Annotated in this window: 22 protein-coding genes; 8 read left to right on the top strand and 14 right to left on the bottom strand. The window is 67.2% G+C overall.

Translation table 11 applies throughout. From position 1 onward, the window contains the following. Window positions 1-135: 135 nt before the first annotated feature. On the bottom strand, window positions 136-456 hold the full coding sequence (locus tag WT26_RS37395) for a hypothetical protein (protein WP_155123134.1): 321 nt from the start codon (window positions 454-456) through the stop codon (window positions 136-138). Between the two features lie 76 nt (window positions 457-532). Between WT26_RS37395 and tssH the strand changes: the two genes are divergently transcribed. Further along, complete coding sequence (gene tssH / locus WT26_RS20025) at window positions 533-3205, top strand: type VI secretion system ATPase TssH (RefSeq protein WP_069273640.1); 2673 nt, start codon at window positions 533-535, stop codon at window positions 3203-3205. A 41-nt stretch (window positions 3206-3246) separates the two neighbouring features. Here the strand turns inward: tssH and slmA are convergent, their stop codons facing one another. Genes slmA through argB form a run of 3 tightly spaced genes read right to left on the bottom strand, consistent with a single transcriptional unit; the run spans window position 3247 to window position 5579 of the window. Beyond that, window positions 3247-3924: a nucleoid occlusion factor SlmA gene (gene slmA / locus WT26_RS20020; protein ID WP_069273639.1), complete on the bottom strand. Its 678-nt coding sequence runs from the start codon at window positions 3922-3924 to the stop codon at window positions 3247-3249. Continuing rightward, window positions 3891-4649 (bottom strand): pyrimidine 5'-nucleotidase, encoded by a 759-nt coding sequence (locus WT26_RS20015; protein ID WP_069273638.1) that lies wholly within the window; start codon window positions 4647-4649, stop codon window positions 3891-3893. The genes slmA and WT26_RS20015 overlap by 34 nt, the downstream gene beginning before the upstream one ends. A 30-nt stretch (window positions 4650-4679) precedes the next feature. Next, window positions 4680-5579: an acetylglutamate kinase gene (argB, locus tag WT26_RS20010; protein ID WP_006490510.1), complete on the bottom strand. Its 900-nt coding sequence runs from the start codon at window positions 5577-5579 to the stop codon at window positions 4680-4682. A gap of 318 nt (window positions 5580-5897) precedes the next feature. Here argB and WT26_RS20005 point away from each other — a divergent pair, with 318 nt between their 5' ends. The 3 genes from WT26_RS20005 to WT26_RS19995 all read left to right on the top strand — a co-directional run bounded on the left by WT26_RS20005 (window position 5898) and on the right by WT26_RS19995 (window position 8162). After that, a complete protein-coding gene (locus tag WT26_RS20005) occupies window positions 5898-6122 on the top strand; it encodes a cysteine-rich CWC family protein (RefSeq protein ID WP_069273637.1) in 225 nt (74 codons plus the stop codon). An 88-nt stretch (window positions 6123-6210) separates the two neighbouring features. Further along, a complete protein-coding gene (locus WT26_RS20000) occupies window positions 6211-7584 on the top strand; it encodes an ATP-binding protein (RefSeq protein ID WP_069273636.1) in 1374 nt (457 codons plus the stop codon). A gap of 35 nt (window positions 7585-7619) precedes the next feature. Then, window positions 7620-8162 (top strand): response regulator transcription factor, encoded by a 543-nt coding sequence (locus WT26_RS19995; RefSeq protein WP_021156278.1) that lies wholly within the window; start codon window positions 7620-7622, stop codon window positions 8160-8162. 143 nt (window positions 8163-8305) lie between these two features. On the opposite strand, the gene WT26_RS19990 is transcribed toward WT26_RS19995, so the two are convergent. Next, on the bottom strand, window positions 8306-9424 hold the full coding sequence (locus WT26_RS19990) for a helix-turn-helix transcriptional regulator (protein ID WP_060154315.1): 1119 nt from the start codon (window positions 9422-9424) through the stop codon (window positions 8306-8308). 246 nt (window positions 9425-9670) lie between these two features. On the opposite strand from WT26_RS19990, the gene WT26_RS19985 reads away from it, so the two are divergent. After that, window positions 9671-11749 (top strand): hypothetical protein, encoded by a 2079-nt coding sequence (locus WT26_RS19985; protein WP_069270612.1) that lies wholly within the window; start codon window positions 9671-9673, stop codon window positions 11747-11749. A 93-nt stretch (window positions 11750-11842) separates the two neighbouring features. On the opposite strand, the gene hslU is transcribed toward WT26_RS19985, so the two are convergent. The 8 genes from hslU to dapF all read right to left on the bottom strand — a co-directional run bounded on the left by hslU (window position 11843) and on the right by dapF (window position 20000). Further along, window positions 11843-13186 (bottom strand): ATP-dependent protease ATPase subunit HslU, encoded by a 1344-nt coding sequence (gene hslU / locus WT26_RS19980; RefSeq protein ID WP_042972634.1) that lies wholly within the window; start codon window positions 13184-13186, stop codon window positions 11843-11845. Window positions 13187-13196: 10 nt separating this feature from the next. Then, window positions 13197-13733, bottom strand: a complete 537-nt coding sequence (gene hslV / locus WT26_RS19975; RefSeq protein ID WP_011353540.1) for an ATP-dependent protease subunit HslV — start codon at window positions 13731-13733, stop codon at window positions 13197-13199. Between the two features lie 235 nt (window positions 13734-13968). Then, window positions 13969-14385 carry an RNA polymerase-binding protein DksA gene (gene dksA, locus WT26_RS19970; RefSeq protein ID WP_006477498.1) on the bottom strand — a complete coding sequence of 139 codons (417 nt, stop codon included), beginning with the start codon at window positions 14383-14385 and terminating at the stop codon, window positions 13969-13971. Window positions 14386-14860: 475 nt separating this feature from the next. Beyond that, window positions 14861-15934: a CobW family GTP-binding protein gene (locus WT26_RS19965; protein WP_069273635.1), complete on the bottom strand. Its 1074-nt coding sequence runs from the start codon at window positions 15932-15934 to the stop codon at window positions 14861-14863. Between the two features lie 201 nt (window positions 15935-16135). Further along, the gene (locus WT26_RS19960; RefSeq protein WP_069273634.1) at window positions 16136-17344 is read right to left on the bottom strand and encodes a class I SAM-dependent rRNA methyltransferase; all 1209 of its coding nucleotides are present in this window, start codon (window positions 17342-17344) and stop codon (window positions 16136-16138) included. Between the two features lie 79 nt (window positions 17345-17423). Beyond that, complete coding sequence (gene xerC, locus WT26_RS19955) at window positions 17424-18344, bottom strand: tyrosine recombinase XerC (protein WP_059731944.1); 921 nt, start codon at window positions 18342-18344, stop codon at window positions 17424-17426. A gap of 17 nt (window positions 18345-18361) precedes the next feature. After that, window positions 18362-19090 carry a DUF484 family protein gene (locus WT26_RS19950; protein ID WP_059731943.1) on the bottom strand — a complete coding sequence of 243 codons (729 nt, stop codon included), beginning with the start codon at window positions 19088-19090 and terminating at the stop codon, window positions 18362-18364. 37 nt (window positions 19091-19127) lie between these two features. Then, window positions 19128-20000, bottom strand: coding sequence for a diaminopimelate epimerase (gene dapF, locus WT26_RS19945; protein WP_069273633.1), 873 nt, complete (start codon window positions 19998-20000; stop codon window positions 19128-19130). A gap of 368 nt (window positions 20001-20368) precedes the next feature. On the opposite strand from dapF, the gene WT26_RS19940 reads away from it, so the two are divergent. Then, window positions 20369-20635, top strand: coding sequence for a type II toxin-antitoxin system RelE/ParE family toxin (locus WT26_RS19940; RefSeq protein WP_059625899.1), 267 nt, complete (start codon window positions 20369-20371; stop codon window positions 20633-20635). 311 nt (window positions 20636-20946) lie between these two features. Then, the gene (locus WT26_RS19935; protein WP_069273632.1) at window positions 20947-21249 is read left to right on the top strand and encodes a HigA family addiction module antitoxin; all 303 of its coding nucleotides are present in this window, start codon (window positions 20947-20949) and stop codon (window positions 21247-21249) included. Window positions 21250-21270: 21 nt separating this feature from the next. On the opposite strand, the gene lpxL is transcribed toward WT26_RS19935, so the two are convergent. Then, complete coding sequence (gene lpxL / locus WT26_RS19930) at window positions 21271-22155, bottom strand: lauroyl acyltransferase LpxL (protein ID WP_059521061.1); 885 nt, start codon at window positions 22153-22155, stop codon at window positions 21271-21273. Between the two features lie 264 nt (window positions 22156-22419). On the opposite strand from lpxL, the gene metK reads away from it, so the two are divergent. Next, entirely contained in the window at window positions 22420-23607 is a 1188-nt protein-coding gene (gene metK / locus WT26_RS19925; protein ID WP_011353531.1) for a methionine adenosyltransferase, read from the top strand. Window positions 23608-23656 lie beyond the last annotated feature (49 nt).

The raw sequence follows: 23656 nt of genomic DNA, 5'->3' as shown, positions 1-23656 counted from the left end.
GTGCGCAGCCGGGAGCACGAGACGCGTTCTCGCTTGTTTTCGACATAACGGTTGACCAGTAAAAGACGGAAGGGCTTTGGCGCGGCAGCATGCATCGAGCTAATTCGAGATAAGAGGCGGCTGTCGATAAATCGATTATCTCGATAAATTTAAAATCCTGACCGGCAGGTTAATGGGCATCTTATCGCGTGCTAATTTTGAGATATATGGGAATTGTTCTAAATATGCGAGGCAGATGGCGGTGAAATGCCGCGGGAGGCCGGGCGGGCTGCTGGCCGCGATGTCCGCGGCACGCATGGATTGTCGGCGGGGCGCGCGGCCGGGGCGGCACGCGGCGACCGGACTCATGATGCCGGTGTCTAATGATGAACCTATCTCTTTGGCGAAAAAATAATACTTGTCCGATTGAGTTGCAGGTTGTGCCGGGATTAATGTCATCGCTTTTGTCGTTTGCATTTGTGACGACGGACGGGGGCATGATCGTATCCGCCTCGTCTTCGCATGCGACGCCACCTATTTCCGGATCGAGGTCATGACAATTTCGAGGCAAGCCCTGTTCGGCAAACTCGGCCATTCGCTGTTCCGAAGCGTCGAGTCCGCCACGACTTTCTGCAAGTTGCGCGGCAACCCGTACGTCGAGCTGGTGCATTGGCTGCATCAATTGCTGCAGGCCCCCGACGGCGATCTGCAACGAATCGTCCGGCACTGCGACATCGACGCCGAGACGCTCGATCAGGACGTGCTGCGTGCGTTGGCCGCGCTGCCGGCCGGCGCGAGCTCGATCAGCGATTTCTCGCACCATATCGAGACGGCCATCGAGCGGGCATGGGTGCTGGCCTCACTGGATTTCGGCGATCGGCGGGTCCGCGGCGCATGGCTCGTCGCGGCGCTCGTCACGACGCCCGAGTTGCGCCGTGTGCTGCTGTCGATCTCTCCCGCGTTCGGCAAGATCCCGCTCGATTGCCTGGGCGAGATGCTGCCCGCGTGGATCGCCGGATCGCCGGAGGCTGCGGATGTGCCGTACGACGGCACCGACTTCGGCGGCGCAGTGCCCGGCGAATCGGCCGGCGCACTCGCGCCGGCGGCGGCCGGCGGCTCGCCGCTCGAGCAGTATTGCAGCGATCTCACCGCGCGCGCGCGGGCAGGCGAGATCGATCCGGTCGTCGGCCGCGAGCTCGAGATACGCACGATGATCGACGTGCTGCTGCGTCGGCGACAGAACAATCCGCTGGTTACCGGCGAGGCTGGCGTCGGCAAGACGGCCGTGGTCGAGGGCCTCGCGCGCGCGATCGTCGACGGCGAGGTGCCGCCGAAACTCGCCGACGTGCGCCTGCTGAGTCTCGACGTCGGCGCGCTGCTCGCCGGCGCGAGCATGAAAGGCGAATTCGAGGCACGCCTCAAGGGCGTGCTCGAGGCGGCGATGAAATCGACCGTGCCCGTCATCCTCTTCGTCGACGAGGTCCACACGCTGATCGGCGCGGGTGGCCAGGCCGGCACGGGCGATGCAGCGAACCTGCTGAAGCCGGCGCTGGCGCGCGGTACGCTGCGCACGATCGGCGCGACGACCTGGGCCGAGTACAAGCGACATATCGAGAAGGACCCGGCGCTGACCCGGCGCTTCCAGGTGCTCCAGGTCCCGGAGCCGCAGGAAGCGGCCGCGACCGACATGGTTCGCGGGCTCACGCGGACCTTCTCGCGGCACCACGGTGTCGTCGTGCTCGACGAGGCGATTCGCGCGGCGGTCGCGCTGTCGCATCGCTACATTCCGTCGCGGCAACTGCCGGACAAGGCGATCAGCCTGCTCGACACCGCGTGCGCGCGGGTAGCGCTGTCGCAGCACGCGACGCCGCGCGAACTGGACGACGTGCGGCAGCGCTTGCAGGCCGCGCGCGTCGAATGCGACCTGCTCGATCATGAACGGCGCATCGGTCTCGGCGACGCGGATACACTGGCCCGCGCGCAGGCGCGCATCGTCGAGCTGAAGCGGGAGGCCGAGGGTGTGGAGGCGCGCTGGCGGGCGCAGGCCGACGCCGCGCAGGCGTTGCTGAGCGCACGCGAAGCGGCGGGGGAGGCCGCCGGTGACGGCGTGCCGGACGACCGGCTGCAAGCGCTCGAGCGCGCGCTCGAGGAACTGCAGGGCGACACGGCGCTCGTTTTCCCGGAAGTGAACGAGGCGATCGTCGCGGAAATCGTGTCGGACTGGACGGGCATTCCAGTGCGCCGGATGGTCACCGACGAGGTCGCGGCGGTGCGGACGCTGCCCGACACGCTCTCGGCCCGCGTGATCGGGCAGCAGGATGCGCTACTGCGGATCGGCGAGCGCGTGCAGACTGCGCGCGCAGGGCTGACGGATCCGAAGAAGCCGCTGGGCGTGTTCCTGCTGGCCGGCCCGTCGGGCGTCGGCAAGACCGAGACGGCGCTGGCGCTTGCCGAGGCGCTATACGGCGGCGAGCAGAACCTGATCACGATCAACATGAGCGAGTATCAGGAGGCCCACACGGTGTCCGGGCTGAAGGGTGCGCCGCCCGGCTACGTCGGTTACGGCGAGGGCGGCGTATTGAGCGAGGCGGTGCGGCGCCGACCGTATTCGGTTGTCCTGCTCGACGAGATCGAGAAGGCGCATCGCGACGTGCACGAGATGTTCTTCCAGGTGTTCGACAAGGGTTACATGGAGGACGGTGACGGGCGCTACATCGACTTCCGCCACACGACGATCCTGCTGACGAGCAACGCCGGTTCCGACCTGATCGCGAGCCTGTGCTCGGACGAGACGCTCGCGCCCGACGCGGACGCGCTGTGCACGGCGCTCGGGCCGGCACTGCTGAAGACGTTCCCGGCTGCATTCCTCGGACGCGTGAGCGTGGTGCCGTACCGTCCGCTCGCGCAGGCGACGCTGTCGCAAATCGTGCGTCTGCATCTGGACCGCGTGGCCGCCCGCATGGCCGATGGGCACGGCGTGGCGTTCAGCTATGCGCCGGCCGTGCTCGACTACATCGTCGAGCGCTGCCTCGTGCAGGAAACGGGAGCGCGTCTGCTGATCGGCTTCATCGAGCAGCACGTGCTGCCGCGGCTCGCTGCGCAGTGGCTCGACGCGCTTGCGTCGAAGCGCACGCTGGCGCGTATCGAGCTCGATCTGGTCGACGCCGGTGCGGCGCCCGCGGAAGCATTCGCGTTCCGGGCGTCTTGCGCGCAAGAGGGCGCCTGACGGGGGCGAGGCCGCGGATCGTCCGTTCGCGGCCTTGTCGCTTACTGCAGGATCAGGCGCAGTTGGGCATCCGCGTGTTCGGCCGGCATTTTCGCGAAGCCGCTGTTTGCGTAGCGGTGCCAGCGGCCGAGCACGTAGCTGACGACGAGGCTGGCGCGCACCGATGGGGCGTAATCGGCGGGCAGAGGCACCGTGCGCGCGGCGGGGTGGGCGTCGCGTGCGTTCGCGTTGAGCAGCGCGAGCCGCAGGCATTGCCTGATCGACGCTTCAAGCCGCTCGAGCAATTTGTCGACGCGCTCGGTGAGCCGCTCGTCCTCGCCGACCAGCGCCTCGCCGGTCAGCACGCGCGTCATGCCGGGGTTCTTCGCGGCGAAATTGAGCATCGTCAGCGCGATCGTGCGCGCCTGCAGCACGCCGTTCGGTTCCTTCGCGACGATCTGGTTGACGAGCCCGAACAGCGCCTGTTCGATGAACTCGATCAGCCCTTCGTACATCTTCGCCTTGCTGGTGAAGTGCCGGTACAGCGCGGCTTCCGACACGTCGAGCCGGGCCGCGAGCGAGGCGGTCGTGATTTTTTCGGGTTTCGGCGCCTCGAGCATCGCCGCGAGGGTCTGCAGGATCATCACGCGGCGCTCGCCCGGCTTCGGGCGCGGGCGGGTGCGGGTGGGTGGAGCCTGGTCGTCCGTTACGGCTTGGTCCTGCGGGTAAGTCGGCTGCATTTTTGTCGCCCCGATCGAGTGCCCAGTCGGAGCGATTTTAGCGAACGAATGCGCTGGTCGACATAAAGCGGGCGTCCGGTGCCTGGCAGATGGCCGGGCAGGTGGCCGGTGATCCATACCGTGCCGATGCCGAGGCGCTTGTAGCGCTTCAGGTGGCCGAGCGTATCCTCGACGAGGATCGCGTCGGACGCGCGGGCATGCACGGCGCGCAGCGTCCGGCGCAGCATCGTGTGATCGGGCTTCGCGCGCCACGTGCGGCGGTCGCGCATGTGCTCGATCGCGATCACGCGTTCGAACAGCCGCTCGATGCGCAATTCGCGCAGCACCGCGCGCGCGTAGTTCTCCGGCGCATTGGTCAGCACGAACTTGCGCCCCGGCAGCGCGGCGACGATGTGCGCGAGGCCGCGCTCGGCGCGCACCATCGCGGGCAGGTCGGAAAACGTGTGGACGACCCGCAGGAAGTCGTGCGGATCGATCGGATGATGGCGCGTGAGGCCGAGGAGTGCGGCGCCGTAGCGCTGCGTGTAGCCGGTGCGCAGGCGGTCGGCTTCGGCGCGCTCGACCTGCAGCGCGTCGATGATGTATTGCGTCATCGCGCGGTTGATCTCCGGAAAGATCGCGTGCGATGCGTGGTGCAGCGTGTTGTCGAGATCGAACAGCCAGACGGGCGAACCGGCGCGCGGCCGGCTGCGGGAGATGCGCCGGCGTCGCAGCGACGCCGGCAGGTCGGGGCTGGATGGGGTGGCGGCGCGCGCTCAATGCGAGCGGATCATCGTGCCGAACGGCTGCTCGGTCAGGATTTCCAGCAGCACCGAGTGCTCGATGCGGCCGTCGACGATGTGCACCGACTTCACGCCGCTCTTCGCGGCGTCGAGCGCCGACGAGATCTTCGGCAGCATGCCGCCCGAAATCGTGCCGTCCTCGAACAGCGCGTCGATCTCGCGCGCGGACAGGTCGGTCAGTAGGTTGCCGTCCTTGTCCATCACGCCGGGGATGTTGGTCATCATCAGCAGCTTCTCGGCGTTCAGCACGGTCGCGAGCTTGCCCGCGACGAGGTCTGCGTTGATGTTGTACGAGAGACCGTCTTCGCCGAAGCCGATCGGCGAGATCACCGGGATGAACGCGTCGTCCTGCAGCGCCTTCACGACCGCCGGGTTGATCGCCTCGACTTCGCCGACCTGGCCGATGTCGATGTACTGGCCCGGGTTGTCGCGGTCCGGCATCAGCAGCTTGCGCGCGTGGATCAGGCCGCCGTCCTTGCCCGTCAGGCCCACCGCGTGGCCGCCGAAGTGATTGATCAGCATCACGATGTCCTGCTGCACTTCGCCGCCCAGCACCCATTCGACGACTTCCATCGTCTCTTCGTCGGTGACGCGCATGCCCTGGATGAAGGTGCCGGCCTTGCCGATCTTCTTCAGCGCGTGATCGATCTGCGGACCGCCGCCGTGGACGATCACCGGGTTGATGCCGACCAGTTTCAGCAGGATCACGTCGCGCGCGAAGCCCTGCTTGAGCCGCTCTTCCGTCATCGCGTTGCCGCCGTATTTGATGACCACGGTTTTCCCGTGGTAACGGCGGATATACGGCAGCGCCTCGGCGAGGATTTCTGCTTTCAGCGTGGGGGCGATCTGCGAGAGGTCGATGGGCTCGGACATGGCGGCGGCTCTGGCTGGGAACGGTTGAAACACGGCGAATTGTACAGGAGTGGCGCAGCGCAGCATCGGGGATTTTGGGCGGGCGGGGACGGCCGGCGGCAGGGTGCGGCGCAACGGGCGGTCGGGCTGCGCGGCCCGGCCGGCGCGGGAAAGCCGGAGGTGGAGGCGGCGCCGGGGAGGGCGCGAAACGCGCCGTTCGCTCGCCCGTCCCGCGATTGCTGCCCTCGACGTCGGCCGTTCGGCCGACCCGCAAAATCCGGCCGCCGCGTTATGCTTGTTTCGTTGGGTGCCGCCACACCCGTTCCCCGCCGCCCCGTCATGACCGAAACCGCCGCCGATCGCCGCTCCGCCCCGCGCCGCGCGCGCTGCCCGCACTGCGGGCGCAGCTTCGACTGCGGCGCCCGCTCGCAGCCGTTCGAATGCTGGTGCGCGTCGATGCCCGGGCTGCCCGACGGCGCGCAGCCGGCCAGCGGCGCGCGCTGCCGGTGCCCCGAGTGCCTGGCCGACGAGATCGCCCGGCGCGTGGCGGGAAAGCCGGCATAGCGGGGATGGCCGGGGGCACGCGATGTCCGGCGTTCGCGTTCTGGCCCCTTGCTAGGGTCGCCCCCGGTTAAACGGGTAAACTGCCCGGATGCAACGAATCACCACCACCGGGCGCGTCAACCTCAGTCACCTGTTCTGGCTCCGCAATCTCGCGATCATCGGCCAGCTCGTGACGATCGGCGTCGTGCAGACCTATTTCGGCGTGCATCTGCCGTTGCCGGCGATGCTGATGGTCATTGCGCTCGAAATCGTTTTCAACGCGCTGACCTGGGTGCGCGTGCTGCGCGCGCGGCCCGAGACCAATTTCGAGCTGCTCGGCCAGCTGTGGGTCGACCTCGGCGCGCTGTCCGCGCTGCTGTTCCTGTCGGGCGGCACGACCAATCCGTTCGTGTCGCTGTACCTGCCTTCGCTCGCGATCGCGGCGGCCGTGCTGCCGTGGCACCTGATGATCTGGCTCGCGGCGTTCGCGGTCGCGTGCTACGCGGCACTCGGCTTCGACTCGGTGCCGCTCAACATGGATAACCCGGCCAACCTGTTCGACTACTACCGTACCGGGATGTGGGCGAACTTCATGGTCAGCGTCGGGCTGATCGCGTGGTTCGTCGCGCGCATGTCGAATGCGCTGCGCCAGCGCGACGCGGCGCTCGGCGAAGCGCAGGCGCACCTGCTGCGCGACGAGCGGGCGGTCGCGCTCGGCGTGCAGGCCGCGACCGTCGCGCACGAGATGGGCACGCCGCTGTCGACGATCGCGATGCTTGCCGAGGAACTGCGCGACGCGGCGCGCGCCGATCCGGGGCTGGCGCGCTACGAAGCCGACCTGAAGGTGCTCGAGGAGCAGATGACGCTGTGCACGTCGGCGCTCGCGCGCCTGCGCAGCCGCGCGAGCGCACCCGCGAGCCGCCAGCCGGTGGACGACTGGCTCGACACGTTCGTCGAGCACTGGCGCCTGCGGCATCCGCACGTGCAGTTCGAACTGCTCGGTGCGCGTCCGGCGGGCGTCGCGCTGGACGACACGGTCGCGGCCGGCCAGATCCTGACGATCCTGCTCGACAATGCCGCGCGCGCGAGCCCGCAGCGCGTGACACTGGCCGCGAAGGTCGCGCACGCCGGCACGGCCGACGAGATCGAATTCGAGGTGTGCGACGACGGGCCGGGCATTCCGGCCGCGCTGCGCGAGTCGCTCGGCGCGATGCCGGTCGACAGCACGCAGGGCGGGCACGGGGTCGGCCTGTATCTCGCGTTCAGCGCGGCCGCGCGGCTGGGCGGCCACATCGAGCTGTCGGACGCGAAGCCGCGCACGGCGGCGGCAGCCACAGCGGGCTTTCCGGGCGGCGCCTCCGACGGTCACGCGCCGGAAGCGGCCAACGGAGCAGGGCGCTCCGGCGGGCGCCCGGCCGGGGTCTCCCCGGGCCGCGGCACGCGGGCCGTGCTGCGCCTGCCGGTGACGCGCCACGCGGCGTAGTTCGCCCCCAACCAACACGTAGACGGAGAAACCACATGAGCGAGAACAATTTCCTGGTGATCGACGACAACGAGGTGTTCGCGGGCACGCTCGCGCGCGGCCTCGAGCGCCGCGGTTACGCGGTCCAGCAGGCGCACGACAAGGAGGCGGCGCTGCGGCTCGCCGCGGGCGGCAAGTTCCAGTTCATCACCGTCGACCTGCATCTGGGCGAGGATTCGGGCCTGAGCCTGATCGCGCCGCTGTGCGACCTGCAGCCCGATGCGCGGATCCTGGTGCTGACCGGCTACGCGAGCATTGCGACCGCCGTGCAGGCGGTGAAGGAAGGCGCCGACAACTATCTCGCGAAACCCGCGAACGTCGAGTCGATCCTGGCCGCGCTGCAGACCAACGCGACCGAAGTGCAGGCCGACGAAGCGCTCGAGAATCCGGTCGTGCTGTCGGTCGACCGGCTCGAATGGGAGCACATCCAGCGCGTGCTGGCCGAGAACAACAACAATATTTCGGCGACGGCGCGCGCGCTGAACATGCACCGCCGCACGCTGCAGCGCAAGCTCGCGAAGAAGCCGGTGCGGCAGTAAGTTCGGCGCGCAGCTCATGTGGGCGCGCCGGCTGTCGCGCCCGCAACCGCTGCGTCGCGCGCATGCGGTATTGGTTCGTTATCCGGGTCGTTGCGGAAAGGCGCCTGCGGACCGGCCTCACGATACCTGCCGTTTCGGGCGTATCAACTTTCGCGTTTGTGCTGCGGAAGCACCCAGAGCATTCTTCCCACCGCCTCGGCCTGGTTCCGCGAATGCGTCTTCTCGTAGATCGCGCGCAGCTGGGTGCGGATGGTGGCGAGCGACACCCCGGCGCTCGCCGCGCATTCGTCGGGCGTCTTGCCGCCGATCAGCGCTTCCGCGACGGCGGCTTCCGCACTCGACAGGCCGAATGCCTGCCGAAGCTGTTGCGCGACGACGAGCGGCGCAGCGCTTCGCCGTCTGGCGGTCACGAGGATCGTCGCGCCGCCGAACGTGGCATGGAGCGCCGGCCCGGCCAACGCGGCGATGCCGAGAAAGATCTCGTGCGCGGCGTTCAACGAGCCCGCAAGGGCGAGGCTCTCGCCGTTGCGGGTCTTCGCGACACGTGCCAGCGCCGCCTTCAGCGCATCGTTGTGCGGCGCGCTCGCTGCACTCAGGTGTCCGTGCTCGAGCTTGAGGCAGGTGGTCGCGCGCAACATCGACTCAGCCGCCCGGTTGACGAAGACGACGCGCGCATGCCTGTCCAGCGCGAAGACGGCCAGACCCAATTCCTCCATCAGTTCGGCGCCGAGCGCGGCGTCGCGGTGCAGCACGCGCGCATCCTGCCAGAGGTTGATCGCGCGTTGCAGATGTCCCGCCATGCCCGACAGGGCCGCGCGTTCCTCGGGCGTGTAGGGAGGGCGGCCGTAAGCCCTCAGTAATCCGAGCAGGATGTCGTCGCCGCCCGGGCGCGCCAGGCGGACGCCCATCAGATAGCGAATGCCGGACGGAATCTGGTAATCCTGGAAGAATTCGCTGCGCGCGACATCCTGCTCGGTGAGGTGATCCTGGCAGCAGACGAACTCGCCGAGCGGTGCTTTCTCGACAAAGCCGCGGCGCGGATCGAGTGCGCCGTAGTACTGGTCGTAGAGCGCGACGACAGTTTCCAGCTCCGCGCGCGGAGAGTAGATCGAGAACTGCGGTGCATTGCGCGCGGTGTCCCAGCTGAACATGTGGAAAACGTTTGCGCCAAGTGATTCGGATACCTGATGAAAGACTTCGAGAAAGGTGTCCGGGCGCAGCGCGGCCTCATAGAGGTCGCCGATGAGTCGGTCTCTTTGCATTGTTCTTCCCCGTTGCCTCGTGAGGCCGTCGCGGCGTATCGGTATTTTGTCTGATGATATTGCTTCGAACCACGAACTTTCAGGCAGGCTATCACAGGAATCTTGCAAAAAGGGTCATGCTTGGTCGCGATTTTCATCTACCTGGATGATGATCGGGAAAATCGGTTTTGCGAGAATCCCCGCCATTCAGCGTGCATGCGCGACGCGTATGCAATGCAACAACCAGCAGGTTCTCGGGGAAAAGCAATGAAACGCACACCTGTCGTACTCGGAATTGCCGCACTGGTCCTGACTGCCTGCGGGGGCGGCAGCAGTTCGTCGCCCGGCGGCCCATCGTCGTCGGGACCCGCCGCGCAGACTGTCAGCGGCGTCGCGGCGGCGGGCGCCGCGATGCAGGGCGCGACCGTCACGCTCGTCGACGCGACGGGCAAATCGGTCGACTGCCCGGCCGACGCCGCCACCGGCGCGTTCCATTGCACGGTGACCGGCATGACCGCGCCTTTCGCGCTGTCGGCCGTCGGCAACGTCGCCGATTCGCAGGCGACGCTGATCTCGCTCAGCGCCACTGCTGGCACGCAGACGATCAACATCACGCCGCTCACGAATGCGATCGCCGCCACGATCGTCGGCGACAACCCCGCGAAATTGCTGGGCAACACCGGGCTGCTGCTGAGCAAGGTGACGACTCAGGCCGTCGCCGGCGCCGTGCAGGCTTACTCCGCCGCACTGGCCGACGTGCTGGCCGCGACCGGCAACGCCGGCGTCGACCTGATCGCGGGCCCGCTGACCGCGGGCGCGCCGGGGCTCGACCGGCTGCTCGACCAGTTGAAGGTCAACGTGCTGCCGGACGGCGGCGTGCAGATCAGCTCGGTGGCAGGCGCTTCGAGCGATACGCCCGCGCAGCTTCAGCTCGTGCCGGGTGTCGCGCCGCAAGCCGGCGACAAGGCCAGCTTGCCGGCCGTCGCGACCATCAACGGCGCGCCGGTGACGAGCCTGCCGAGCGCCAGCGATCTCGCCGCGCTGCAGGCCGCGTTCAACAAGTGCTTCGCCGGTACCACCGCCGCCGCGCGTCTCGGCGGCGGCGTGGCGGCCTGCAGCCAGCTCGTCGTCGACGACGTCGCGTCCGGCGCGTTGAATGCCGGCGTGCCTTCCACCTACCTCAACAACGGGATGTCGGCGCAACAGGAGTTCGGCACGTCGCCGGGCATCGTGGCCGACGATGCGATGAACAACGCGAGCTTCAGCCTGCCGGAAGTGATCCGTGTGGTGGCTGGCGACACCATGTGGGTCAAGCTGTCGTGGACGCGCGCGGACGGCGTTCGCGACGGGATGCAGCAGCACGTGCAACTGGCGGTGAAGGACAGCGCCCGCGCGAGCGGCGACACCGGCTGGCGCGTGATCGGCAATCAGCGCGCGGTGCTGAGCAAGGTGAATGCGAACGCGCAGAAGTGGGACTGGCTGAATCCGGCCAATCCGTCGACCGGCACCAACGCGTTCGTCGACTCGCTGAACCTGCAGGTTGGAATCGTCGATGCCGCCGGCACGGCCGTGGACTTCGCGATCGTCAAGGGCCCGGGCTTGCGCAACGGCGTGTTCCTGCAGCCGTCGAGCGGTACGTGCGACACGCTCAATATCCGCGCGCAGATCGCGGGCGGGCAGACGCCGGCCCAACTCGCCGCGCTCGCGAAGGGCAGTCAATGCCGCAACAACTATCGGCTGGCCGGCGTCGCGCAGGACCCGGCGAACCAGGGCCTGTTCACGTGGCCCGGCGACGCGCCGCGCAACAACACCGCGTGGTCCAAGCCGCAATTGAGCGCCGCGGAGCTGGCCGACATCAAGCCGTTCAGCGCCTATACGGTCGACATCTACCAGAACGGCAACACTACGGCACCGGCAAGGAGCTATACGGTCCGGCTGCGTACCCCGTCGCCGTCTCCCGACGCGTTGCGCCAGTATCAGTGGCACGATATCGCGCAGGCGACGCGTGACGTGCTGACGCCGGGCACGGCCAGTACGTTCGCGGGCGGCGCGACCTTCCCGCTCGGCTGGACGTCGAAAGCCGGGCTGCCGTTCGTCAAGCGCGCCAACGTGCAGGTTCGCGCGACGGCGCCGGGGCAAACCTCGGCGGTCTTCGTCAACGGGACCGCGCGTGCCGCGCCGGCGCAGCCGGGCGCCGCGGTGACGCTCAACGTGCCGGGCGATCAGGGCGTGGCGTTTCCGTCGGTGGCCGGCTGGACAGGCAGCACCGACTTCTCGTTCGCGAATCTGAACTGGTCGGATACGTCCGACATGCTGTTCACCGTGTCGGTCGAATACGACCGCTGACGGGCCGGCGTCGGCGCGCTGCCGCCGCGCCTGCCGAAAAAAACGGGCGGCCCCGCCGGAGCCGCCCGTTTCCCGCTCGATGCCGCGTGGCGCTTACAGCACGTAGCGCGACAGGTCTTCGTCCTGCGAGACTTCGCCCAGCGCACGGTCGACATACTTCGCGTCGATCGTCACGCGCTCGCCCGCATGGTTGCCGGCCGAGAACGACACTTCCTCGAGCAGTTTCTCGATCACCGTGTACAGCCGGCGCGCACCGATGTTCTCGGTCTTCTCGTTGACGGCGTAGGCAATTTCCGCGAGACGGCGGATGCCGTCGTCGGCGAATTCGAGCTGCACGTCTTCGGTCGCGAGCAGCGCCTGGTACTGCTTGACGAGGCTCGCGTCGGTCGCGACGAGGATCGCCTCGAAATCGTTCACCGACAGCGAGTCGAGCTCGACGCGGATCGGGAAGCGGCCCTGCAGTTCGGGAATCAGGTCGCTCGGCTTCGCGAGGTGGAACGCGCCGCTCGCGATGAACAGGATGTGATCGGTCTTCACCATCCCGTACTTCGTGTTGACCGTCGTGCCTTCGACGAGCGGCAGCAGGTCGCGCTGCACGCCCTGGCGCGACACTTCGCCGCCGCTGCCTTCGTTGTTGCGCGACGTGATCTTGTCGATCTCGTCGAGGAACACGATGCCGTTCTGCTCGACGTTCTGCACGGCCTTCGTCTTCACTTCCTCGTCGTTCAGCATCTTCGCCGCTTCCTCGTCGGTCAGCAGCTTCAGCGCTTCCTTGATCTTCACCTTGCGACGCTGCTTCTTGCCGCTGCCGAGGTTCGAGAACATCGAGCGGATCTGCTCGGTCATCTCTTCCATCCCCGGCGGCGCCATGATGTCCATGCCGGCCGACGGCTGCTCGAGGTCGAGCTCGACTTCCTTGTCGTCGAGTTGGCCTTCGCGCAGGCGCTTGCGGAAGGTCTGGCGCGTCGCGTTGTTGTCGTCGTTCGCGTGGTCGGCATTGCCGCCGAAGCCCACCGCGCGCGGCTGCGGCAGCAGGATGTCGAGGATGCGGTCTTCCGCCTGGTCGGTGGCCTTGCTGCGCACCTTGCGCATCTCGGATTCGCGCGTCTGCTTGACCGAGATCTCGATCAGGTCGCGCACGATGCTGTCGACGTCGCGGCCGACGTAGCCGACTTCCGTGAACTTGGTCGCTTCGATCTTGATGAACGGCGCGTCGGCGAGCTTCGCGAGGCGGCGTGCGATTTCGGTCTTGCCGACGCCCGTCGGCCCGATCATCAGGATGTTCTTCGGCGTGATTTCCTGGCGCAGCGGGTCGGCGACCTGCTGGCGGCGCCAGCGGTTGCGCAGCGCGACGGCGACGGCCTTCTTCGCCTTCGCCTGGCCGATGATGTGCTTGTCGAGTTCCGAGACGATCTCGGCAGGGGTCATGGTGCTCATGGGGCGGTCCTTACTCGATCGTTTCGATGATGCGGTTGTGGTTCGTATAGATGCACATGTCGCCGGCAATCTCGAGCGACTTCTCGACGATCTCGCGCGGCGACAGCTCGGTGTTCTCCGCGAGCGCGCGGGCCGCGGCCTGCGCATACGCACCGCCCGAGCCGATCGCGCAGATGCCCTCTTCCGGGTCGAGCACGTCGCCGTTGCCGGTGATCACGAGCGTGGTGGTGGCATCGGCCGTGATCAGCATCGCCTCGAGGCGGCGCAGCATCCGGTCGGTGCGCCAGTCCTTCGCGAGCTCGACGGCCGCGCGGGTCAGGTTGCCCTGGTGCTTCTCGAGCTTCGCCTCGAAGCGGTCGAGCAGCGAGAACGCATCGGCGGTGCCGCCCGCGAATCCGACCAGCACCTGGTTGTTGTAGATCCGCCGCACTTTCCGCGCGCCACCCTTCATGACGATGTTGCCGAGGGTTACCTGGCCGTCGCCGCCGAGCGCGACCTTGTCGCCGCGCCGGACCGAAACGATGGTCGTGCCGTGAAATTGCTCCATCTGCGTTCCTTGAGAAAAACGGGGAAGAGTCGGGGCGGCGCGAGGCGCCGCCGCGTAACTCGCAGTGCGCCGGGAAGCGGCCCGGCGCGCGTCCGTTTCATTTTAGGGCGGGCGCCGGGATATCAAGAGGCGGGAGGCAAATCGGCGGGCCGGGGAGCGGTGCCGGAAAAACAAAAAGCGCGCGGCAGGCCGCGCGCTTTCGGGAAGCAGCGTGTCTGAGCGGAACGCCGCTCGATCAGTCGCCGAACAGCTTCTGGCGCAACTCGCGGCGCTCCTGCGCCTCGAGCGACAGCGTGGCGGTCGGACGGGCGAGCAACCGCGGAATGCCGATCGGCTCGCCGGTTTCCTCGCACCAGCCGTAATCGCCGGAATCGATGCGGGCGAGCGACTGCTGAACCTTCTTGAGGAGCTTGCGTTCGCGATCCCGCGTGCGCAGCTCGAGCGCGTGCTCTTCCTCGATCGTCGCGCGATCGGCGGGATCGGGGACGATCACCGTCTCGCGCAGGTTCTCGGTCGTCTGGCCTGCATTCTTGAGGATGTCCGCCTGCAACTGTTCGAGCCGATTTTTGAAGAAGGCGAGCTGATCCTCATTCATGTAATCCTTGTCGCTCATCTTCAGGATTTCGGCTTCGGTCAAGAGTTTCTTCGTCATCTGCTTGCTTCTTCAATGTGCGGCAAATCGAGAGATATTGCCTGCACTTTGGGATTACCCGCAACCGCGCTTGCAATCATTTGCGATTTGCCGCCGCGGGGCCGAAAGCCTCTGGAAAACCGGTTCTCAAATACCAGGATAGGCCTGGCGCGGAGTTGCGCGCGCTGCGAACCGGTGTGCTGCGCGGCACATCGCATCGGCCGCGGCCTGGCCGGATGCGGAACGGTTGCGATTCCCGGCAATGCTCTTCTGCAAGAACCGGGCCTGTTTGTTGCCGTACTCCAGCGGGCACGTATTGTAACTGAATCGCAAGCGGGCGCCGTATCGGGTCGATCCCCGTCGGCTGCGCCAATATCTAGAAAATATAACGCGCAAATCGCGAAAAAGCGATGACGGCAAACCCCTTGCAGGAAGCGGCTCCCGGCCGCCGCCGGCAGCGGTCGGCGGCCGGCGGCGAAGCGGCGCGGATGCGTGCTCAGGCGAGGCAGGCGTCGAGACCGTCGGTGATCAGGTCCTGCGGCAGATCGACGCCGATGAACACCATCTTGTTCGTCTTCTTCTCGATCGGCAGCCACTTCGCGGCGAGGTCGCTGCCCATCATCTGGTGCACGCCCTGGAACACGACCTTGCGGTCGACGCCCTTCATGTACAGCACGCCCTTGTAGCGCAACATCCGTTCCCCGTAGATCTGCAGGATGCCGCCGAGGAAGTCTTCCAGCTTGTTCGGGTCGAACGGGCGGTCGTTGCGGTACACGAACGACTTGATCTTGTCGTCGTGGTGCGCGTGGTGGTGATGGTGGTGGCCGTGGTCGTGATCGTGCGCGCATTGACCGTGATCGTGGTCGCAATTGGCGTGATCGTGATCATGGTCATGGCCGTGGTGCGCGTGATCGTCCTCGGCGAGGAAGTCGGGGTCGATCTCGAGCTTCGCGTTCAGGTTGAAGCCGCGCAGGTCGAAGATTTCCTTGATGTCGGCTTCACCGAAGTTCACGACCTTGATCGCGGCCTTCGGGTTCATGTGCATCAGGCGGTGCTTCAGGCCGGCCACGGTCTGGTCGTCGACCAGGTCCGACTTCGTGATGAACAGCCGGTCGGCGAAGCCGACCTGGCGCTGCACGACTTCGTGCTCGTCGAGCTGCGCGTTCGCGTGCTTCGCGTCGACCAGCGTGATGACCGCGTCGAGCAGGAAGTCGTCGGCGATTTCGCTGTCGATGAAGAAGGTTTGCGCGACCGGGCCCGGGTTCGCGAGGCCGGTGGTTTCGATCACGATGCGGTCGAAGTCGAGCTTGCCTTCGCGCTTCTTCGCGGCCAGGTCGCCGAGCGCGCGTGCGAGGTCGCCGCGGATCGTGCAGCAGATGCAGCCGTTGCTCATCTGGATGATCTGCTCGTTCGAATCCTGCACGAGGATTTCGTTGTCGATGTTCTCTTCGCCGAACTCGTTCTCGATCACGGCGATCTTCATGCCGTGCTGTTCGTTCAGGATGCGCTTGAGCAGCGTCGTCTTGCCGCTGCCGAGGAAGCCGGTGAGGATGGTGACGGGAGTGGCCATGTCAATCGCCTGTGGTTCGTGAATCGGGGTCAAAACCAGGATGTGCGTTGCGCCCGCTCGCGCTGCTAGCCGGGGCGCACAACCATCCATTGAAACATACCTGTCAAGCCCCCGCCCGTCGTCCGAACGACAGGCGGGAACGCGAATCCGCCGGGCGCGAGGCCGCGGCCGGCGGACGGTTACGCGCGTAGATCGGGGCGATCAGACGATTTGCAACAGCAGGCCCTTCAGATATTCGCCTTCCGGGAAGGCCGCGAGCAGCGGGTGATCGACGCCCGCGCCGAGCCGCTTCAGGATGCGCGCGTCGACCTTCGCGTCGGCTGCCGCGCCCGCGACGATCTTCTGGAACAGGTCCATGTCGATCGCGCCCGAGCACGAGTACGTAAACAGCAGGCCGCCCGGACGCAGCAGCCTGAAGCCGCTCAGGTTGATGTCCTTGTACGCGCGCGCCGCGCGATCGACGCTGTCGCGGGTCGGCGCGAACTTCGGCGGATCGAGCACGATCAGGTCGAAACGCTCGCCCTCGTCGACGAGGCGTCGCAGCGTCTTGAAGGCGTCCGCGTCGAGCCAGGTCGCGCGTTCGGCGTCGAAACCGTTGGCGACGACGTTCTGCTGCGCGAGCGCGAGCGCATCGCCCGACGAGTCGACCGACACGACACGCTTCGCGCCGCCCTTGAGCGCCGCGAGCGAGAAGCCGCCCGTGTAGCAGAAGCAGTTCAGCACGTCGCGGTCGGCCGCGTACTGCGCAACCAGCGCGCGGTTGTCGCGCTGGTCGACGTAGAAGCCCGTCTTGTGGCCGTTCGGCACGTCGACGTGATAGCGCACGCCGTTTTCGTTCGAGATCAGCGTCGCGGGCGGTGCATCGCCGGCCAGCACGCCGGTCGTCTGCTCGAGCCCTTCCTTGTCGCGGATCGACACGTCCGAGCGCTCGTACACGTTCGGGCAGCCGGTCGCGCCGACGAGCGCCTTCACGATCGCGTCCTTCCATGCTTCGACGCCCGCGGCCATGAACTGGCAGACGAGCTGGCCGCGCGGCGACGCGGCGCCCGAATCTTCGACGTAGTAGTCGACGATCAGCCCCGGCAGCCCGTCGGCTTCGCCGAACACGAGCCGCACCGCGCCCGTGCCCGACACCATCGTCGTGCGGTGCGCAACGGCGCGCTGCACGCGGCGCTTGAAGAATGCGTGGTCGATCGGCTCGTTCTCGTCGAAGCTCCACACGCGCACGCGGATCTGCGACTGCGGGCTGTACGCGCCGCGCGCGAGGAAGCGGCCGTCGTGCGCGCGCACGATCACGGTCGCGCCGGGCGCGGGCTTGCCGTCGACGCGGTCGATCGCATTGGCGTAGATCCACGGATGGCGGCGCAGCAGCGATTTGTCCTTGGACGGCTTGAGGGTGACGGTTTGCATGGCTTGATCGAATTGGGCCGCGCCCCGCGGGGACTTCGTCCGGTCGTCGGGCGCGGCGGGTAAACACGGAAAGCGTCGGTCAGTCGCGCTTCTTCGCGCGCGGATGCGCGCTGTCGTAAATCTTCGCGAGATGCTGGAAGTCGAGCGACGTATAGACCTGCGTCGCGGACACGCTCGCGTGGCCGAGCAGTTCCTGCACCGCGCGCAGGTCGCCGCTCGACTGCAGCACGTGCGTCGCGAACGAGTGGCGCAGCACGTGCGGGTGGACGTTGGCGGGGATGCCCGCGGCGAGCGCCGCGCGCTTCACGCGCTCGCGCACGACGCCCGGCGACATCCGGTTGCCGCGCACGGACACGAACAGCGGATGCGGATCGTGCTTCACGAATTCGCCGCGCACCGCGAGCCATGCGTTCAGCGCATCGATTGCCTTGCGGCCGACCGGCACCTTGCGCTCCTTGTTGCCCTTGCCGCGCACGGTGACCTCGGCTTCGGCGAGATCGAGCCAGCCGGCCGAACGGTAGCCGTCGGCCTGCGTGTACATCACGTCGAGCCCGATCAGCTCCGCGAGGCGCAGCCCCGACGAATAGAACAGCTCGAGGATCGCGTGATCGCGGATGCCCTCGGTCGTGCCGGCGAGCGGCGCGTCCATCAGCGCCGATGCATCGTCGACCGACAGCGCCTTCGGCAAGGTCTTCGGGCGTTTCGGCGCGCGCACCGTGGCCACCGGGTTCGCGGGCATGTCGATGCGATGCGCGAGCCAGCGGTAGAACGCGCGCCACGCGGACAGCCGGTGCGAGATCGACCGGGCGGACAGCCCGCCCGCATGCGCGCGCGCGACCGCGCCGCGCATGTCGGCGGCCGTCAGCGCTTCGAGCGGCCGGCCGGCCGCGAGCTTCTTCAGTTCGTCGAGTTCGTGCGTGTAGGCGCGCAGCGTGTGCTCCGACAGCTGCCTGACGTGCTTCAGGTTCGACAGGTAGGCGGCGACCGGATCGTCTGTCATCGCGTGGTGCGGCAGGCTCAGTGCGGCAGCAGGCGCGTGAGCGCCGCGCTCGCGAGCGTTGCGATCTGCGCGAGGAAGTCGGTGGCCATCCCGTCGTGGAAGCGGCGCGGGTCGGGCGAACCCAGCACGAGCAGGCCGAACGCGGGTGCGTCGGTGCCGGCGAGCGGCGCGCGCAGCGCGAGCAGCGCGACCGAGGCGGCCGAGCCGTCGCCGGCCGGCGGCGCGGCTTCCGCGCCTTCCGCCGCGTTCGCGGCCGGTGCGGCGATTGCGGGTGCGAGCCACTGCGCGGCCTCGAAGCCCGTGTTCGCACCGCAGTACGGCGTCGACAGGCCGTTCGTGAACAGGCGCACTTCCTCGCCGACCTGGCGCGCGAAGTCGGCCTGCGAATAGGTGTCGGCGACGTCCCACACGCGCAGTGCCGTCTGCGGCACGTCGAATACGTCGGCGATGCCGTCGGCGATCGTGCGCGGCAGCGCGTACGGATCGCGTTCCGCGATCACGCGGGCGGTCCAGCGGCTGAACTTCGCGGACAGGCTGTCGTTCTCGTGGCCGTAGCGCACGAGTTCGGCGAGCCGGCGCTCGAGATGCTTGTTCTTGTCGCGCAACATCTCCATCTGCCGCTCCTGCAGCGAGATCGCGGCCTTGCCGTGCGGGTTCGCGAGGCGGATCGTCGCGAGCAGTTCGGCGTGCTGCGCGAAGAATTCGGGATTGGCGAGCAGGTAGTCGGCGACTTCGCGATCGTTCATGTGGCTGGAGCGTTCAGTTATCAAGGACGTTGCAGGGTCAGGCGGCGGGCAGGTCGATCTCGCCTTCGAACACGGTCGTGGCGGGCCCGGCCATCATCAGCGCGGCAGCCTCGTCGCGCGCGCCGTCCCAGCCGATTGTCAGCGTGCCGCCGTGCGTGTGCACGGTCACGGGCGAATCGAGCAGGCCGCGCCGGATGCCGGCCGCGACCGCCGCGCACGCGCCGGTGCCGCACGCGAGCGTCTCGCCCGCCGCGCGTTCGTACACGCGCAGCCGCACTTCGCTGCGCGACACGATCTGCATGAAGCCGGCGTTCACGCGCTCCGGGAAGCGCGCGTGGTGCTCGATCAGCGGGCCTTCCTCGAGCACCGGATACGCTTCGGCGTCGTCGACGATCTGCACCGCGTGCGGATTGCCCATCGACACCGTCGAGATCCAGCGCGTCGTGCCGCCGACGTCGAGCGGCCACAGCGTGTCGCGGCCCTCGGTGCGGCCGTCGAGGCCCGCCGCATCGAACGGCACCTGCGCCGGCGCGAACACGGGCGCACCCATGTCGACGACAACTTCGCCGTTGTCCTGCATCGTCAGCGTGATCAGGCCCTTCATGACCTGCACGCGCACGCTGCGCTTGTCGGTCAGGCCGCGGTCGCTGACGAACTTCACGAAGCAGCGCGCGCCGTTGCCGCAGTGTTCGACTTCGCCGCCGTCGCAATTGAAGATCCGGTACTTGAAATCGATGCCGTCGACGGTCGGTTTTTCGACGAGCAGCAACTGATCGGCGCCGATGCCGAAGTGGCGGTTGGCGAGTGCGCGCACCTGCGCTTCGGTGAGCGGCGGCAAGGCGCGCGAATAGCCGTCGAGCACGACGAAGTCGTTGCCCGCGCCGTGCATCTTGGTGAACGAGAGTTTCACGGGTCCCGGGATTCCATTGCAAACAGGGTGCTCAGCGCGGCAGGCTCGTCGCGGCTCGGTGCCGGACGGCCGTTTGCGTCACGCTGATCTCAACCGCAAATGATACATGCAGCCGTCATGGCCGTCCCGTGCGGTCCTGACGCGACGCGGTTCGTACTGGCTCCGGAGTGGGGCACGATGGCCGATCGGCCGTCGTGTCGGGGGATGGACGCCGGTTTTAGGCTGGCTGGGCGTGGCGTGCTCGTGCGTGCGGGAAGTGATTCATCGATCCCGGCGCGTTTGACATGTCGGGCAGAGGGTGCGTATAGTGATGCTATACGCTATACAGGCGAGGCCGGCGGCCATCGCGACTCGAGTGCAGGAGGTCCATGATCAAGTCATGGCAACACAAGGGGCTGGAAGCGTTTTTTCTCAGCGGGAGCAAGGCGGGCATCCGGCCCGATCATGCGCCCAGGCTGGGGCGGCAGCTGGCCCGGCTCGACCTGGCGAGCGCGCCGCTGGACATGAATGTGCCGGGATGGCGGTTCCACCGGCTCGAAGGTTCGCTCGTCGGCCACTACGCGGTCAGCGTCAACGGCAACTGGCGATTGACCTTCAGGTTCGACGGGCCGGACGCCGTCCTGGTCGATTACTAGGGTCTGTTTACATACGGAACGCACATGCGTTGCCACGAGAACGGCCGCTCGCGAGGCGCGCGACGCGGCGAATACTGGACGTATTCGCAAGAAGCGCAACGCGGCGAGCGGCCGTTCTCGTGGCAACCCCAAATTGAAAACCCATTCCAGGGGAATGCCCGAAATCGCCCGTATAGCGGCGTCGCGCGTCGCTTGTTTGGCTCGGCCAAACGGCGCTCCTTGCTCCTTGCCCTGCGGGCGATTTCGGGCATTCGCATGTGCGTTCCGTATGTAAACAAACCCTAGGACTACCACTGAGGTCGCTCAAAGGCATGACACGCATCTTCAATCCGCCCCATCCGGGCGAAACGCTGCGCGACGACGTGCTGCCGGCGCTCGGCCTGACCGTCACCGAGGCCGCGTCGCAGCTGGGCGTGACGCGTGCCGCGCTGTCCCGCGTGCTGAACGGTCACGCGGGCATCTCGCCGGAAATGGCGCTGCGCCTCGAAGCGTGGCTCGGCGAGGAGAACGGCGGGCGCGCGGATCTCTGGCTGGCCCAGCAGGCCGCCTACGACCTCTGGCAGGCGCGCGCGAAAGGCATGCCGAAGGTGGTGCGGGCGCACGCGCGGACGTGACGGCCGGGCGTGCGCGCCGAATCAGTAAAGGCTCGGCTCGCCGGGCGGGCGCGTCTTGAAGCGCTTGTGGACCCAATAGTATTGCTCGGGCATCAGCGGGATCTGTTCCTCGAGGAATTCGTTCATCCGCCGCGCGTCGAGATCGTCGTCGCCCGTCGGGTAATGCTCCCACGGCTTGAATACCTTCAGGCGGTAACCCTTGTAGTTCGGCAGCACCTCGCCGATGAACGGCACGACCTGCGCGCGGCCCGTCTTCGCGAGCCGGCCGACCGCCGTCAGTGTGCACGCGGGAACGCCGAAGAACGGGACGAACGTCGAATTGCGCAGCCCGTAATCCATGTCGGCGCCGAGCATCACCGGCTTGCGGTCGCGCAGCCAGCGCAGCACGACGCGCGCGCTGTCCGCGCGGCCGACCATCTCGGCATCGAAACGCCCGCGCGCCTTCTTCGCCTCTTCCTCGAGCACGGCGTTCGAGAACGGCTGGTAGAGCGACCCGCAGCGGCGGTGGAGCGAACGGTTCAGCCAGATCGAGCCGGCCTCGATGCCGACGAAGTGCAGGCCGAGGAACAGCGTCGGCGGCAGGTCCGGATCGTCGAGGTCGACCGCGCTGTCCACCTGGATCAGCTTCGCGAGTTTTTTCTCCGAGCCGAACCACTGCACGCTGCGCTCGACGTAGCTGCGGATCGCATGGCGGAAATGCTGGCCCGCCACTTCCTCGCGGCGTGCGTCGCTCCAATCCGGGAAGCAGAGTTTCAGATTGGTGTGTACGATGCGCTTTCGCCGGCTGGGGATCTTGTAGAGCAGCCAGCCGAGACCATCGCCGAACCGTGCGGTCAGGCCGTACGGCAACAGGGCGAGCAGTTTCAGCAAGCCAATGGCGAGGTGCGTGGCTAGACGACCTAGCATGCGAAACCTCCGTGGGACCGGCTGGCCGGCGCGTTGCGAACAGGGTGGTAAGACAGCGGAAGATGCAGCACGGGCGGCGCTCTGTGACAATTCAGGAAAGCCGCTATAATACGGGCTTCGCCGAGTTAACTGACAACTTGCGGGGCGAAGCCGGTTGGCGTCACACACGCTGCCCGGTCCTGGTAATCCGCTAAAGCGTCGCCGCTTCAGGCCCAACGAAGCTGGCTACGTGAAACCAACCGTAACCACACGGAGCCTGAAAAAGTGGCAAACGATTATCTCTTCACGTCCGAATCCGTCTCCGAAGGCCATCCGGACAAGGTCGCGGACCAAATCTCGGACGCGATCCTCGACGCCATCCTCGAGCAAGACAAGTATTCCCGCGTCGCGGCGGAAACGCTGTGCAACACGGGTCTTGTCGTCCTGGCCGGTGAAATCACCACGACGGCCAACATCGACTACATCCAGATCGCGCGCGACACGATCAAGCGCATCGGCTACGACAACACCGACTACGGCATCGACTACAAGGGTTGCGCGGTGCTCGTCGCGTACGACAAGCAGTCGCCGGACATCGCCCAGGGCGTCGATCGTGCACACGACGACAACCTCGATCAGGGCGCGGGCGACCAAGGTCTGATGTTCGGTTACGCGTGCGATGAAACGCCGGAACTGATGCCGCTGCCGATCTACCTGTCGCACCGTCTCGTCGAGCGCCAGGCCAGCCTGCGCCGCGACGGCCGCCTGCAATGGCTGCGCCCGGACGCGAAGTCGCAGGTCACCGTCCGCTACGTTGACGGCAAGCCGCATTCGATCGACACCGTCGTGCTGTCGACGCAGCACGCACCGGACATCGAACTGCCCGCGCTGCGCGAAGCCGTGATCGAGGAAATCATCAAGCCGACGCTGCCGGCCGACCTGATCAAGGGCGACATCAAGTTCCTGGTGAACCCGACCGGCCGGTTCGTGATCGGCGGCCCGCAGGGCGATTGCGGCCTGACCGGCCGCAAGATCATCGTCGACACCTACGGCGGTGCCGCACCGCACGGCGGCGGCGCGTTCTCGGGCAAGGATCCGTCGAAGGTCGACCGTTCGGCGGCGTACGCCGGCCGCTACGTCGCGAAGAACATCGTCGCCGCCGGCCTCGCGTCGCGCGCGCTGATCCAGGTGTCGTACGCGATCGGCGTCGCCGAGCCGACCTCGGTGATGGTCAACACGTTCGGCACGGGCCGCGTGTCGGATGCGGTGATCACGAAGCTCGTGCGCGAGCATTTCGACCTGCGTCCGAAGGGCATCATCAAGATGCTCGACCTGCTGCGCCCGATCTACGAGAAGACGGCTGCTTACGGCCACTTCGGCCGCGAAGAGCCGGAATTCTCGTGGGAAGCGACCGACAAGGCGCTCGCACTGGCCGAAGCGGCCGGCGTCGAGCCGACGGCACGCGTCGCGTAAGCGTCGTTCGCCCGAAATGAAAAACCCCGGCCATGCCGGGGTTAATAGG

Source organism: Burkholderia cepacia (assembly GCF_001718835.1).
Taxonomy (GTDB): domain Bacteria; phylum Pseudomonadota; class Gammaproteobacteria; order Burkholderiales; family Burkholderiaceae; genus Burkholderia; species Burkholderia cepacia_F.
Note: the sequence above shows the minus strand (reverse complement) of the source record. Positions and strands in the feature narration are given on the sequence as shown.